Origin of the sequence: Agrobacterium salinitolerans, from assembly GCF_002008225.1 — a bacterium.
Lineage (GTDB): Bacteria > Pseudomonadota > Alphaproteobacteria > Rhizobiales > Rhizobiaceae > Agrobacterium > Agrobacterium salinitolerans.
Genome location: NZ_MRDH01000039.1, coordinates 150550 through 164799, shown reverse-complemented (window position 1 = coordinate 164799; position 14250 = coordinate 150550). Strand labels below are relative to the sequence as shown.

Sequence of the window (14250 nt, the reverse complement as noted above, 5' to 3'; positions counted from 1 at the left end):
TTTTTTGTGAAAGGCAAAAAGAGGTGTGGCCCATGACCTCCCGTTTGAACGACGCGCGTATTCTCATGTACAGCCACGATTCCTTCGGGCTCGGGCATCTGCGGCGGTGTCGCACCATCGCGCATGCTCTGGTGGAGGATTATCGCGGCCTCAACGTCCTCATCATTTCCGGCGCGACGATTGCCGGCGCTTTCGATTACCGCGCCCGCGTCGATTTCGTGAAAATCCCGAGCGTCATCAAGCTGCGCAACGGCGAATATACGTCCATGGACAGGCATATCGATCTTCAGGAAACGTTGAAGATGCGCCGCTCCATCATCTACCACACCGCCGAAAGCTTCCAGCCGGATATCTTCATCGTCGACAAGGAGCCCATGGGCCTGCGCGGCGAGGTGGAGGAAACGCTTGCCTATCTCAAGGGACAGGGCACCAAGCTCGTCATCGGCCTGCGCGACGTCATGGACGCGCCGCAGCTGCTTGAGGCGGAGTGGAAACGCAACAACGTCATGACCAAGATCGGCCAGTTCTATGACCATGTCTGGGTCTATGGCCCACCCGATTTCCACGACCCCCTGACAGGGCTCGACGTTCCGCAGACCGTGCGCGACAAGATGGATTTCGTGGGCTTTCTGCAACGATCCAAAACGCAGGCCGAAACCGTGGCGCATCGGCCGGAAGGCGATTATCTTCTCATCACCACCGGCGGCGGCGGCGATGGCAGTGAATTGATCGATGACGTCATCAATGCCTATCGCCATGACCCGGAACTGACCCATAAGGCGCTTGTCGTGCTCGGCCCCTATATGCCGGCGGATCAGCGCCAGCGCTTCATGAGCAGCGTTGCCGATATCCCGCATATCGAGATCATCGAATTCGACAACCGCATGGAAGACCTCGTCGCCGGGGCCCAGGCCGTTGTCTCCATGGGCGGCTACAACACCGTCTGCGAAATATTGTCCTTCGACAAACCCGCCCTCGTTGTACCGCGCACGGTGCCGCGCGAAGAGCAGCTTATCCGCGCCAGTCGCGCCTCGGAGCTTGGTCTTTTCGACATGCTTCTGCCGGAAGATGCCGAAAACCCGGCAAAAATGGCCGCGGCTCTGAAAGCCCTGCCGCACCGCGCGCCGCCCTCCGTCAATGCGTGCGGGCTGAAGCTGGACGGTCTTGAAAACATATCGCGCCGGATAGCCGAATGGCTGCCGCCCGAAAGCGATAAGGCACCGATTACGCTCTCCGCGTGACCGGTTCCCCGACAAACACGGCTTCAAAAGAGACACGCGCAACGTGACCGATACAAAAAAAATCGTGGTGCTCCTCAAGGGCTATCCGCGCCTGTCCGAGACGTTCATCGCCCAGGAACTTCTGGGACTGGAGAAGGCCGGGCTGAAGCTCGAACTCATGTCGATGCGCCGTCCGACGGATAAAAAGCGCCACCCCGTTCACGATGAAATCCGCGCGCCCGTGACATACTTGCCGGAATATCTGCATGAGGAGCCGCTACGGGTTTTGAAGGCGCTTTGGGCGTGCCGCGGGAAGCCGGGCTTCACCAAGGCGCTTCGCCGCTTTTTCAACGATCTGCCGCATGATCTCAGCCGCAATCGCTTCCGCCGTTTCGGACAGGCTGCGGTGCTCGCGCATGAATGGCCTGAAGATGCCGAATGGCTGCATGTCCATTTCATCCACACCCCCGCCTCGGTCGCCGCCTATACTCACCTCATCACCGGCACGCCCTGGACGATTTCAGCCCACGCCAAGGACATCTGGACCTCCAGCGACCGCGACCTTGCCGCCAAACTGCAAAGCGCGCGCTGGGCGGTGACCTGCACCGCTGGCGGCTTCCAGCATCTGCAGACCCTTTCCGGGGCCCGGCGGAATGTGCATCTGAGCTATCATGGCCTCGATCTCACCCGTTTCCCGCATTTCGACACGTCGCGAACGGCAAGAGACGGTTCAGACGCCAAAGATCCGGTGAGGATTTTGAGCGTCGGCCGGGCGGTCAAGAAAAAGGGCATCGATATTCTCCTGCGTGCGCTCGCCTCGCTGCCGCAGGATATGCATTGGCGCTTCACCCATATCGGCGGCGGCGATGAACTGGGCGGACTGAAGAAACTCGCAGACGAACTCGGCGTCGCCGACAGGATCGTCTGGACCGGGGCCATGGACCAGAAACAGGTGCTGGAGAACTATCGCGAAGCGGACCTCTTCGCTCTAGCTTGCCGCATCACCAGCGATGGCGACCGCGACGGCCTGCCAAATGTGCTGGTCGAGGCCGCGAGCCAGGCGCTGACCTGCATCTCCACCAATATTTCCGGGATACCGGAGTTTTTCGTCAGCGGTCAAAACGGCCTGCTGACGGAACCGGAAAACCCGGCCGCTTTCGCAGAGGCGCTGCGCATGGCCATCACCGATCCGCAATTGCGCCAGCGTCTTGGCAGCGCCGCCGAAGACCGTGTGCGCACCGCCTTCGACCATCGCACCAGCATTATCGAGCTGAAGGCCCTGTTCGAGAAAGAGTGGGAAAAAACGCCATGACCGATACGGAAAAACGCCCCTGCGTCTTCTTCTACGTCCAGCACCTTCTCGGCATCGGCCATATCGCCCGCGCCAGCCGCATTGCCAACGCCCTTCAGGCGAACGGTTTCGATGTCGTGCTGGTCACGGGCGGCACGCCTGTTCCGGGCTTTCCGGGCGAGGGCATCCGCCATGTCGAATTGCCGCCCATCGCCGTCAGCGACGGCAGCTTTGCCGGCCTGGTCGACAGTTCCGGCAAACCGGTGGACGACGACTTCAAGAGGCTGAGAACCGACATGCTTATCGGGGCCTATCACGGCGCCAAACCCGATATCGTTATCATTGAAGCCTTCCCGTTCGGCCGCAGGCAGGTGCGTTTCGAATTGCTGCCGCTTCTCGATGAGATAGAAGACAGCGAACCGCGCCCGCTCGTCATGGCGTCGCTGCGCGATATCTTGCAAGAAAAGACGAAACCCGGACGGGATGAAGAGACCGTGTCGCTGGTTAAGAAACATTTCGATGCGGTGCTCGTCCATGGCGATCCGGATTTTGCCCGGCTGGAAGACACTTTTCCCCTCGCAGGCGAGATCAGGCAGCGCATCGTCTATACCGGCCTCGTCGCTCCTCTTCCGCCGCCGGAACCGGCGGAAAAATTCGATATCGTGGTTTCCGCAGGCGGAGGCGCCGTTGGCGCCGAACTCATCCGGGCTGCTCTCGAGGCTGCCCATCTACTGGATGGCATCAAGAACTGGTGCCTCGTGACCGGTCCCAACATGCCGCAGGCGGATTTCGATGCAATCTCGGCGCAGGCGGCGGACAATGTGTCCGTCTTCCGTTTCCGCAAGGATTTCGCAAGTTTGCTCGCCGGCGCACGGCTTTCGATTTCACAGGCCGGCTACAACACCGTCTGCGATATTCTTCAGGCAAAATGCCGCTCGCTTCTGATCCCCTTCGCAGCCGGAGGCGAAACCGAACAGAGCGCCCGCGCCGAACGGCTGGCGCGGCTGGGGCTGGCGTATGTGCTGGAGGAGAAGGATATTTCGGCGCAAGCGATGGCCGATGCCATCAAGACGGCATTCTCCCTACCGGCGCCCGGCACGATCGCGCTCGATCTCGATGGCGCGGCCGGAACAGCTAGAGCGCTGCGCCGCCTTTATGATGAGCGGTGAGGATCGTCTTCAACTCGCGAACCGCCGCCTCATCGGTAATCTTGCGCCCTGCGCCGGTGAAACCGAGCTTCGCCACCCTGCTGTCCGGATCATAGGATGGAACGGCGGAACAGGATGCGTGGATTTCCGTTATCGGAAAGCGATCCAGCAATGTCTGAACGCTCTGCGGACGCACCCCGGCGCCGGGCATGATGACGATGCGGCTTGCCGCCGTCTCGGACAGGTGGGCCAGAGCCTCAATCCCTTCAAGCGCCGAACGCGCCCCGCCTGAGGTGAGAATTCTTGAGAACCCCAATGCGATGGCGGCTTCCAGCGCCTCTTCCATGTCAGGCACGACATCGAAAGCCCGGTGCAGCGTAACATCCAGCCCGTCGGCATGACGACGCAGTTCTTCAAGCAAGCCGATATCGAGCGAACCATCGCCATGCGACGCGCCGAGCACCACGCCGGAAAGGCCGGCGGCACGCGCCGCGTCGATATCGCGTTTCATCACATCCGCTTCGTCGCGGGTGAAGACAAAATCACCGGCGCGCGGCCTGATCATGACGCTCACCGGCAACCCGCAGGACGCCGCACGCTGCATGAAACCCGCCGAGGGCGTCACACCGCCGCCGGAAAGAGCCGCACAAAGTTCGATGCGATCGGCCCCGCCGCTGACCGCCGCTTCCAGACCGGCGACATCGTCCACGCAAATTTCGAGAATCATCGTAACCTCTTTCATTTGGGTGGCCGTTACCTGCGGCGGCCCTTTCCATCAAGCGCGTAAAGCATATAAACGCCGCCCAGCCCCACCATCGCACCCAATATGGAAGTCCCCGAATAGCTGGAAACCAGGGTTCCAATGGCAAAAATCAACGCACCCAGACCGGCACCGAGGAAGATATTCACGGCGATCAGCGAGCTTCCGAGTCCCGGCCGGTCCGCGATCAGCTCCTGCAGGTAGGTAATTGGAATGCTGATGATCGCGGCAGCGCCCAGCGCACTGATGACCGTTTGGGCGTAGATATGCCACGGCGCTGAAGCAAGCCCCTGCAGAATGAGATAGATGGCATAGAGCCCCGCTCCCGCCGCAAGTGTCAGCGTCTGCGGAACCTTTTTCTCGATCCAGCCCCACAGGAGAATGAAGACGATTTCCAGCGCAGCGACGATGCCCGCGACAATGCCGATATCCGCCACCGTGCCCTTGGCCTGTCCGGTTATGATGAGCGAACGCACGGAATCGTTGAGATGCAGCATCGAGCAGATGAGCGCGATGGCGATGATCCGGAGCAGCACCCGCCGGGATCCGATTTCCGCAAGCGACGCGCGCAGGCCGAACCGCGCTTCGGTATTTGCCGATGCAGGCGTGGCGGCCCGCGGCAGGCAGAAGGCGACGAGCAGAAAGCAGACAAGTGCGCAGATGCCCGAAAACAGGAACGCCATCAGCATATTGCCGGAATTCACCAGAAAAACACCGACAATGCCCGGCACCAGCACCCAGGAAAGCGAGATGGTTGCCCGCATGATCGAATTCACCGCGATCATCTCACCCGTCGAAAGATTGCGCGCGTCTGCGCGCACATGGGCGAAGATCAACGAATTCATCGCTCCGAAAATCGGCAGAAGCACCAGCTTTGCAGCGACGAAGGCGGTGGCGTTGCCGGCCAGATAGACCAGCAGATAACCGCTGACGCCGAAGAGCGCGATATAGAGCATTGGCTTGCGATATTCACCCAGCCTGTCTGCAACAATACCCATCAACACGCTGGCGCTGACGTTGATGACGGCAGCAAATAGCATCAGCAGCGAATAGACGCTGTTGCTCAGCCCGATTTCGCGAATACCGATGACCGCCTGATAGGGGGCGGTCGCCGCATTCGAAAACCCGAAGAACAGGATGGCGAGCGCCCCGATGCGGATCGACGGATTGTTGATGACGATGGAAAGAGCCGACGGCATGGATATTCGCCTGAGATGATCCGGCGCCGCCGGATCGCTGGGTAAAGCTACCGAACCGCTGTCATCGCCAGCGGGCCGAAAGGATGGGCTGAGGGGTATAATCGAAATGCGGCTTCCATGGGTACAAATCGCCGTCCCGGCGGCGATTGGGAAGATTTTCGATATCCTGATTGATGACCCCTTCCGTCAGCGCCATGAGGTTGGGATTGGCGATAGGCGCAAGCTCCGGCGAAAGATAACCGGACTTGACGACCAGTAACCGCACCTCCTTTGGATTAAAGCCGAGACGGGTGAAATCGGAGATCATGTGATAAGGCCTGCGCCGCGCCGCCAGAATGACCGTGACGCCGCCGATGGCGACCACTGCCTGACGCTGGTCAGCAGCACCTGGGTCGTCCAATTTCACAACACGGGCTGCGACGGTCACGGACTGGCTCTGCGGATCGAGACTGCCGCCGATCTTCAGGGAAAGGCTCGCACCTTCGCCGGCCGCAAAACAGGCTTCGACCGCCGGCCTGTCGGTGATGCCGCCCAGCAGCGCACCCTGCCAGTTGCGCGCAATCAGCGCAGCCAGAACATCGGCGCGATCGCCAACCCCGCCGCCGGTCGGGTTATCCCCGGAGTCGGCCAAGATGATCGGCCGCGTTGCCGTGTTTTCGGCGATATCCAGAATGGCCTCGAGCGGCTCCGTCACAGGCCCGAAACGAAAATCCTGCCGGGCATTCCAGTAGGATTGCGCAATCTCGGCCGCGACCGCCTGTGCGGCCGCTTTGTCCGTTCCCGTCACCACGGCGCAGGCCGTCGCCCGGGGTTCGTCCGCCCAGACGTAGCCGATCATGAAATTCGCATCCCATATGCCGGACCGCGCATCGTAATCAGGCAGCACGGCATAGAGGCTTTTGGCGGGTTCATCCTCCGTGGAGGTTTTTTCACCCGGCAGCAGAACAGGGATTTTCGCCCAGGTCACGCCGGGTCTTTCTCCCGACTTCAGAGCCTTGAGCAACATCGTCCATGCCCGCACCATCGTCTCGCGCACATCGATATGCGGCGCGGTTCGGTAGCCGGCAAAGATATCCAACTGATCGATAATCGTCTGGCTGACATTGCCATGCAGATCATAACTCGCGGCGACCACGACATCCGGCCCGACGACGGCGCGGGCGCTTGAAATCCAGTCACCTTCCGCATCGTCCATGCCTTCGACATTCATCGCACCGTGCATGGCGAGATAAAGCCCGTCCAGCGGCAACGACGCCTTCAGGCGTTCGAGGAACTCCCGCTTGAAAGCGTCATAGGCCACGCGTGACACCGGACCACCCGGCACCGCCCGCGCATGCAGAAGCGGCAACACGTCCGCCCCGCCTTCTCCGAGGAAACTGAAATACTCGGCCTCCAGCAGTTCCGCGCCGCGAAAGACGCGAAAATCCTGCTCGCCCATCAGCACCGGCGAATAGGTGCTGCATTCGGTATGAATTCCACCCACGGCAATACGCATGTCGGTTTCCCCTCAATAAACCGGGCTCAAGGGGACGATGGCCGCAAAACGCAACCAGTCCTTTTGCGCCCTTGGCGTCCACGCCGCCTCGGCAATCGCTGGCAGACGGGGGAAAACCAGATGGTTGAAATAGGCGCGATTGAGGAAATGTTCGGACCAGATGCAAGCCTGAACGCCCTTCATCCGCTCCTTCAACTCCTCGGGAAATTCGCCAACAGCCTCATAGGCATAAGTATGCGAAGGCGGAACGGTGCCGGCCCAGCTCGCCCCCGGCTCCTGCCAGGCTTCATCCTGCACCATGTCGAGATAATAGGCCTGACCCGGGGTCATCACCACGTCGTAGCCCTGCTTTGCAAGCTCAAGGCCGACTTCCGGCTTCTGCCATGCCATCAGCAATGTTCCGGCCGGATCGACGCCACCACCATGGGAAACTTCGTCCCAGCCGGCAAGCTGGCGGCCGCGCTCATGCAGCATGCCCTGGATGCGCTTCATGAAATAGGACTGAATGCCGAAGGTGCCGTCGAGCCCTTCCTTTTCCATCAGCGCCTTGGCAAGCGGCGAGGTCAGCCACGACCCATCCGCAACCTCATCGCCGCCAATATGGATCAGCCGCGATGGGAACAGCTCCACCATCTCGTCGAATATCTTGCCGAGGAATTCATAGGTCGACTCGATGGCCGGGTTGAGCGCATTGTTCGGATATCCCTGCACAGAGCGGTAGCTGTCCGGCGCTTCCTGCCCATCCGTCAGCTCCGGATAGGCCACGAGAGCCGCCGTGCTGTGGCCGGGAATATCGACTTCCGGCACGATTTCGACGTTCAATGCCGCCGCATGCGCGACGACCATGCGCACCTCATCCTGCGTGTAATAGCCCGACACCGGCTCAGCCCCGTTACCGAGCTGCGGCAGGAGCGGCGCATCCGGGCCGCGCGTGGCGCCGACGGTGGTCAGCAGCGGATAGGCCTTGATTTCGAGCCGCCATGCCTCGTCATCCGTCAGGTGCCAATGGAAGCGGTTCATGCGCAGCCATGCGAGAATATCGATAAGCCGCAGGACATCGCCTGTCGGATAGAATTGCCGCGAAACATCGAGGTGGCAGCCACGCCAACTGTAACGCGGCGCATCGCTGATGGTGCCGGAGGCCGGGAAACGGAATTTCGGATCGATGCGCGCACCATGCAGCAGCTGCGCCAGAACCGTCAGACCATATTGCAGGCCGGCAGCGGCCGAATATTCTACGACAACGGCTTCTTTGGAAAAGCTGAGGCGATAACCTTCCGCTTCCAGTCCGCTATGCCGCTTGAAACGCAGCGGTTTTCCCTCGTGAACCGGCGCGAGGCTGAAAGGCACGTGGCCGACGGCAAAAAGCCGGCGGAACAGCGAAAGCACGGTTTCCACCGCAAGCACTTCTTCTGCGCCCGCATCTTCCGCCGGGAAAAGCGCGACGGGAAAACCCTCACCCGGTTCTGCATCGATTTCAGCGGGCCATGGCTGGATCGAAAAGGGCAGATCGAGCTTGCCCTCCGGCAGCAGCACCGGCGCCGGCTCGCTGTGGCGTCCATCCATCATCAGGTCACCGACATCGACGGCGCGATGTGTGCCATCGGCAAGACTGATATAGGCAGATTTCGCGCCGTCTGTGCGATGTCGGGCGGACCGCAACAGGCCATCGACGGTGAAGCACCAGGATTTTCCGGACTCCAGCACAAAACCCGGCGGCGGTGCAAATTCATGGAAATTGGCATTGCGGCGCAGATAAACGGCATTGTCGCACGTAGGTTTGTCTACCGTCCGCGTCAACGACGTGTAGACGATGCGAAAATCCTTCAGCGGCTCGCGGGAAAGATTGACCAGCGTGAAGGTGAAGCCGCCGGATGCGGAGTCTGCGAGCGGATGCCACGAATTTTCAAGACGATACTGTGCGAGCGCCATGATGCTCCCCTTTATTGCGCATTGAACCCGTCAGCGGGTTTCGGTCAGTAATGTTCGGATTGCGAAAATGTCCGGGCCAGCGGCGCCTGCCCTGCCGTGAGACCACAATCGACCGGCAGGCACACGCCGCTGATGGCGGCGGCCTGCGGGCCGGCCAGAAAGGCGACGGCATTGGCCACGTCTTCAGGTTTCACGATGCGCTGCAGGGGATACCAATGCTTTGCTTCCTCAAAGACCTGAGGATTGCTTGCAGCCCGCGCTTCCCACGCCTGCGTGCGCACGGTGCCCGGTGCCACGGCGTTGGCGCGAATGCCGAATTTGCCGTATTCGACGGCGATCAGCTTGGTCAGATGGATCAGCCCGGCCTTTGCCGCGCTATAGGCAGGATGCCCGAACACCGCCATGCCATTGACGGAGGTGATATTAACCACCGCCCCCTGGGTTTTCTTCAACGCCTCTTCGAAAGCCCTGAAGCAGAGAAACGGCGCTTCCAGATTGAGCGCATTGTCCTTGCGCCATATATCGGCGGTCGTGTCATGCAGGCTGACCGCCCTTGCGGCGCCCGCATTGTTGACGAGGGTTACAACATCGCCCAGCGCCGCAACCTCGGCGGCCAGCCTTGCAAGGTCCTGCGGGTCGGTGACATCGCAGGTTTTCGCAACGAAGCGGGGATCGGAAAGCGCCGATAGCGCGCTCGAAAGGGCGCCGCGGTCGATATCGACCAACACGACCTTTGCATGGCTTTCAGCGAGCGCCGCGGCAATCGCCCGGCCAATATCACCTGCCGCGCCGGTAACGACGGCGAGCTGGTCTTTCCTGTCCTTCATCTCCTGAAACTCCCTTGAAGCTTTCCGACCCGCCACAGAACGGATCTCAGGCAAAGCAGCCTATGTTGTTTGTCAGCCCGCCTCAGTCACCGAGCAATTGTTTGTCGTCCGGATCGCGATGCTCCACCAACTGCTGCTTGATGTGACGTAACGTCACCATCGATCGTTGCCGTTGATGATAGGCAGCAAGCGTTGCCAGAACATCGACGGCGGCCAGATAGGCGTAGCGCGATGAAGTGGGGCGGAAGATATTGTTCCCCTCGGGCACATTGACGGCCACCACCATGTCGGCGGCCGCGGCAACAGGCGTGTCGCTCTGGGTGAGCGCAATGGTGGTGACCCCCATTTCCCGCGCCAGCTTGAAACACTTCACCAGTTCCATGTTACGGCCAGAAAAGGACGAGCCGATGACGACATCTTCCTTGCGCGCAGCGGCGGTCATCATCAGCTGCATGCTGTGATCGGCGCTGGTCGAAACGCGCAACCCCAGGCGGAACAGCCGGTTCTGGATTTCCGAAGCGATCATCGAGGAATTGCCGCCAGCGCCGAAGGCATAGATCATGCCGCTATTGGCGATCCTGATCGCCGCTTCATCGGCAAGGGCCGGATCGAGCGTCCTGTGCAGCAGGAAAAGCGCTTCCTGCGCCTTGGCGAGCACCTCTTCCGCAACATCGGAGGGTCCCGTGCTGGAGGGTTCGGAGGTGAGATATCGGATACCCACATAGGCCGTCTTGGCGAGGCTGACCTTGAAATCCGAAAAGCTCTGGCACCCCAGCCGGCGGCAGAACCGCGTCACGGTCGGCGGAGACACTTCCGCGCGCGCCGCCAGCTCGATGATCGAGGCATTGACGGCGAATTCGAAGTCCGAAACCAGAATATCGGCAATCCGTCGCTCAGACTGCGAGAATTGTCCCCTGTCTTCCTGTATTCTTGCAAAAATATCCATGTTCACCGGTCTCCGTTCCGCCAAAACTTAAGGCTTGGCCCCGTTTCCGATGCACCCTAAGAAAGCGCGCCCGTCAACCGCATAGATCCATGAGTCAAGGATGTTTCGTCTTGCTGACGACACCACGCACACCTTTAATTTGAAAATTATTTTCTTTGTTGATTGAGAGATGAGCATATGCCAACAATCAACACCAGAGAAATCTCCAAATCTTGAAAATAATTTCAACACCGGACCGAAACCATGCGTGATCCCTTCAAAAACCCTTTTCCCGAAACAGACATCGCCCGCCATTCCATCTGGGAGATGCTGGTAACGCGTGACATCGACGCTTTTCTGGCCGCCGACTGGTCGAAGGTCGCGGATGATTTCGTCGAGGACGGCTTTCTCGGCATCAACGCCAACCGGGATGCGAACCCGGACAATTGGCGCTTGTCCTTCCCTTCGCTCGGCGCCTATCGGGACGAGTGGCTGCGGCAGGCGCAGGATTTTCAAACCCAGCAATTCGCAGAGAACCCGCGCGATGCTATCTTTGCGACCACCACGCTGGAAGAAATCGAAGTGGAAGGTGAGACCGCGCTGGTGCGCAAGAAGTTCGACGGCGGGCTTCGCAAGGCCGACGGCAGCTTCGACGTCATGAAATGGCAGACGCTCTATTATTGCCGGCTGCATCAGGGACGCTGGAAGATCAGCGGTTTCACCGGCTACATGCCCAACCCCATGCCGTGATCCAGAAGAAATCTTGACAAGCTTTGCATGCCGGGCCGAAAGCCCGGCTTTATTTTTTCGTCTGGAATGAGCAGGAAAATGCTGCTGGAGACGGATCGCCTCAGGAACAGCCGGGCATGGGGAAACAGAGAACATGGCCCGGCTCCTGCGCCTTATTGGATCAGCTTGAGGACTGAAAGATCGACGCGCCTTTCCAGCGCAACGCCGCTCTCATCAAACAGATGGCAGTCCGAAGCCTTGATACCGGTGACGATGGGCTCATCCACGACCACAGGTGCGGAGCCGGAAAGCAACGCGCAATAATTCTCACCCGTCGGCGCGACACCATAAGCAATGGTATTGACCCCGAGCCGCTCGATCACGCTGGGTGCGACCGTGACATTGAGGTCGGCCGGTTCGAGACCGGTATGTTCCGGGCGGATGCCGAGCGTCAGCTGCGCGCCTTCAAGACCGGCGCGGGGTTCCACCGGCACGGTGACCGTCTGTCCCTCATAGTCCACAGTCACACCCTCGGCGCTGACGGATTTGCAGGTGACCTTCAGGAAATTCATTTTCGGGTTGCCGATGAAGCCGGCCACGAACAGGTTAGCCGGCTTGTGATAAAGCTCGAGCGGTGCGCCGACTTGGGCAATTTTACCGGCGTTCAGCACCACGATGCGGTCGGCCATGGTCATGGCTTCCACCTGGTCGTGGGTGACATAGATCATCGTCGCCTTCAGCGTCCGGTGAAGATTGGTAAGTTCGATGCGCATGTCGGCGCGAAGGGCAGCGTCGAGGTTGGAAAGCGGCTCGTCGAACAGGAATATTTTCGGCTCGCGAACGATGGCGCGGCCGATCGCCACGCGCTGGCGCTGACCGCCGGACAACATGCCGGGGCGCTGCTGCAGACGCTGGTCGAGCTGGAGGATCTTGGCCACACCCTCGACCTTCTGCCTGATCTTGTCCTCTTCCATCTTTTCGACGCGCAGCGGAAAAGCAATGTTTTCAAACACCGTCATGTGCGGATAAAGCGCATAGGACTGGAACACCATGGCGATGCCGCGCTTGACCGGCGGCAAGTCATTGACCTTCACGCCATTGATGACGACGTCGCCGCCGGAAATATCCTCAAGACCGGCGATCATGCGCAGCAATGTGGATTTGCCGCATCCCGAGGGGCCGACAAAAACGACGAACTCGCCATCCCTGATGTCGAGCTGAACGCCCTTGATGACTTCGAAGTGTCCATAGTTCTTGCGGACGTTGTTGAGATAAAGCTGACCCAAGACTTGCCTCTCCCGTCAGCGGCCGACATCAGGCCGCGTTCAGAGATGTTCCGAAACAGGGGCAAAGCCACACCGGATCGGAACCGTTGAAAAACAGGGGAAAGAGCATCCCGGAAGACGCAGGCGTTCCCTCGGCGAAACTTGCCGGATGCGGACGGCTCCCGCCCGCATCCGTGCTCATGAAAGATTATTTATACTGCTCGAGAGCCGAAGCCGCTTTCTTCGCGGCATCTTCCGGTGTTGCCTGGCCCGTGACGACAGACTGCACCATCTCGATCATCGTGTCCTGGAAACCCTTGTAGTCCGTGAAGAGCGGCTCGGGACCGCCATAGGCGATACCGTCGATCAGCGGCTTCCAGAAGGGATCCTTGGCGATGAACTCATCGACCTTCGGCGACGGACGCAGCGGGGTGAGGCCGGCGCCGCCCTGCAATTCGTATTCACCCTGCGGACCAGGCGAGGTGATGAATTTGGCGAATTCGGTCGCCTTTTCTTCCACGCCCGTTCCCTTGAAGATCGCAAGGCTGTCCGTGATGAGCAGCGTGCCGGGACCCTTGGCTTCCGGGCCGAGCGGCAAGGTCGCGATGCCCCAGTTGATCTTGGTTTCCTGCAGGCGCGTGGCCGCACCAGAACCTGCCTGGATCATGCCAACCTTGCCGTCGAGGAAGATGGCGCGAATTTCGTTCTGCTCATAGGCCGTCGGGCCTTCGACGGAATAGGGCGTGATGTCCTTGTAGGCTTTCAGTGCCTCGACAACCTGCGGGCTGTCGACCGTGATCTTGTCGCCGTCGATCACCTTGCCATTATTGGTATAAACCCAGTGCATGAACTGGTGCATGGTGTTGTCAAAGGTCTTGGCGGACAGACCGTAACCGGCAACGCCGGTCTTTTCCTTGATCTGCTTGGCAAAGGCGATTTCTTCGGCCCAGGTCTTCGGCGGCGTTTCAGGATCGAGACCTGCCTGCTTGAACAGGTCCTTGTTCCAGTAGAGCGCCTTGGTCGAGAAGGCGACCGGCACGCCCCACTGCGTGTCTTCGAAAGTGACCGTATCGACGATGTTGGGATAATAGCTTTTCTTTTCGTCTTCCGTCATCGGCACCGGAACGATGAGATCGTTCTGCGCGAACTGCTTCAGCGTGCGCGAACCGACATAGGCCATGGCGACCGGCGTGCCGGCAGCGGCGAGCGTGGTCGCCTTATCCTGGCACTGGGCCCAGCCGACGACTTCCGGCACGACCTTCCAGCCTTCGTTTTTGCCTTCCCATTCCTTGATGTACTTCTCATGGATGGGGTCCATCTTGTCGCCGCAATAGATCCAGCTGATCTCCTTGTCGGCGGCGTGCGCCGTCACCGTCGTAAGGGCAGTGGAACCGGCAAATGCGAAAGCGCAGAGCGCCAATCCGTAATGTTTCAGTGCCATAGGTAGTCTCCCGTTTTG

12 protein-coding genes are annotated in these 14250 nt (G+C 60.1%); 4 read left to right on the top strand and 8 right to left on the bottom strand.

What is annotated here, in order from left to right:
• Positions 1–32: 32 nt before the first annotated feature.
• Genes BS627_RS23515 through BS627_RS23505 form a run of 3 tightly spaced genes read left to right on the top strand, consistent with a single transcriptional unit; the run spans position 33 to position 3680 of the window.
• Positions 33–1241, top strand: coding sequence for a glycosyltransferase family protein (locus tag BS627_RS23515; RefSeq protein ID WP_077985545.1), 1209 nt, complete (start codon positions 33–35; stop codon positions 1239–1241).
• 43 nt (positions 1242–1284) lie between these two features.
• On the top strand, positions 1285–2532 hold the full coding sequence (locus BS627_RS23510) for a glycosyltransferase (protein WP_165691374.1): 1248 nt from the start codon (positions 1285–1287) through the stop codon (positions 2530–2532).
• Positions 2529–3680, top strand: a complete 1152-nt coding sequence (locus BS627_RS23505; protein WP_077985544.1) for a glycosyltransferase family protein — start codon at positions 2529–2531, stop codon at positions 3678–3680. Before BS627_RS23510 ends, BS627_RS23505 begins: the two co-directional genes overlap by 4 nt.
• On the opposite strand, the gene BS627_RS23500 is transcribed toward BS627_RS23505, so the two are convergent.
• The 6 genes from BS627_RS23500 to BS627_RS23475 form a co-directional block, all read right to left on the bottom strand.
• Positions 3646–4386: a copper homeostasis protein CutC gene (locus tag BS627_RS23500; RefSeq protein ID WP_077985594.1), complete on the bottom strand. Its 741-nt coding sequence runs from the start codon at positions 4384–4386 to the stop codon at positions 3646–3648. The genes BS627_RS23505 and BS627_RS23500 overlap by 35 nt on opposite strands.
• Positions 4387–4412: 26 nt before the next feature.
• Positions 4413–5618, bottom strand: coding sequence for an MFS transporter (locus BS627_RS23495; protein ID WP_077985543.1), 1206 nt, complete (start codon positions 5616–5618; stop codon positions 4413–4415).
• Between the two features lie 61 nt (positions 5619–5679).
• Positions 5680–7113: a M81 family metallopeptidase gene (locus tag BS627_RS23490; protein WP_077985542.1), complete on the bottom strand. Its 1434-nt coding sequence runs from the start codon at positions 7111–7113 to the stop codon at positions 5680–5682.
• Positions 7114–7125: 12 nt separating this feature from the next.
• Entirely contained in the window at positions 7126–9045 is a 1920-nt protein-coding gene (locus BS627_RS23485; RefSeq protein ID WP_077985541.1) for a beta-N-acetylhexosaminidase, read from the bottom strand.
• A gap of 44 nt (positions 9046–9089) precedes the next feature.
• The gene (locus BS627_RS23480; protein WP_077985540.1) at positions 9090–9872 is read right to left on the bottom strand and encodes an SDR family oxidoreductase; all 783 of its coding nucleotides are present in this window, start codon (positions 9870–9872) and stop codon (positions 9090–9092) included.
• 82 nt (positions 9873–9954) lie between these two features.
• Positions 9955–10818 carry a MurR/RpiR family transcriptional regulator gene (locus tag BS627_RS23475; RefSeq protein ID WP_077985539.1) on the bottom strand — a complete coding sequence of 288 codons (864 nt, stop codon included), beginning with the start codon at positions 10816–10818 and terminating at the stop codon, positions 9955–9957.
• A 243-nt stretch (positions 10819–11061) separates the two neighbouring features.
• Between BS627_RS23475 and BS627_RS23470 the strand changes: the two genes are divergently transcribed.
• The gene (locus tag BS627_RS23470) at positions 11062–11547 is read left to right on the top strand and encodes a hypothetical protein (RefSeq protein ID WP_077985538.1); all 486 of its coding nucleotides are present in this window, start codon (positions 11062–11064) and stop codon (positions 11545–11547) included.
• Positions 11548–11699: 152 nt separating this feature from the next.
• Here BS627_RS23470 and BS627_RS23465 read toward each other — a convergent pair whose 3' ends face one another.
• A complete protein-coding gene (locus BS627_RS23465; RefSeq protein ID WP_077985537.1) occupies positions 11700–12812 on the bottom strand; it encodes an ABC transporter ATP-binding protein in 1113 nt (370 codons plus the stop codon).
• A 187-nt stretch (positions 12813–12999) separates the two neighbouring features.
• Positions 13000–14232 carry an ABC transporter substrate-binding protein gene (locus BS627_RS23460; protein ID WP_077985536.1) on the bottom strand — a complete coding sequence of 411 codons (1233 nt, stop codon included), beginning with the start codon at positions 14230–14232 and terminating at the stop codon, positions 13000–13002.
• Positions 14233–14250 lie beyond the last annotated feature (18 nt).

What these genes read in the sequence shown, in the direction of transcription:
- BS627_RS23500 (WP_077985594.1), bottom strand. Translation starts at nt 4,386, where the DNA reads ATGATTCTCGAAATTTGCGTGGACGATGTCGCCGGTCTGGAAGCGGCG.
- BS627_RS23470 (WP_077985538.1), top strand. Translation starts at nt 11,062, where the DNA reads ATGCGTGATCCCTTCAAAAACCCTTTTCCCGAAACAGACATCGCCCGC.
- BS627_RS23495 (WP_077985543.1), bottom strand. Translation starts at nt 5,618, where the DNA reads ATGCCGTCGGCTCTTTCCATCGTCATCAACAATCCGTCGATCCGCATC.
- BS627_RS23480 (WP_077985540.1), bottom strand. Translation starts at nt 9,872, where the DNA reads ATGAAGGACAGGAAAGACCAGCTCGCCGTCGTTACCGGCGCGGCAGGT.
- BS627_RS23515 (WP_077985545.1), top strand. Translation starts at nt 33, where the DNA reads ATGACCTCCCGTTTGAACGACGCGCGTATTCTCATGTACAGCCACGAT.
- BS627_RS23460 (WP_077985536.1), bottom strand. Translation starts at nt 14,232, where the DNA reads ATGGCACTGAAACATTACGGATTGGCGCTCTGCGCTTTCGCATTTGCC.
- BS627_RS23505 (WP_077985544.1), top strand. Translation starts at nt 2,529, where the DNA reads ATGACCGATACGGAAAAACGCCCCTGCGTCTTCTTCTACGTCCAGCAC.
- BS627_RS23485 (WP_077985541.1), bottom strand. Translation starts at nt 9,045, where the DNA reads ATGGCGCTCGCACAGTATCGTCTTGAAAATTCGTGGCATCCGCTCGCA.
- BS627_RS23490 (WP_077985542.1), bottom strand. Translation starts at nt 7,113, where the DNA reads ATGCGTATTGCCGTGGGTGGAATTCATACCGAATGCAGCACCTATTCG.
- BS627_RS23475 (WP_077985539.1), bottom strand. Translation starts at nt 10,818, where the DNA reads ATGGATATTTTTGCAAGAATACAGGAAGACAGGGGACAATTCTCGCAG.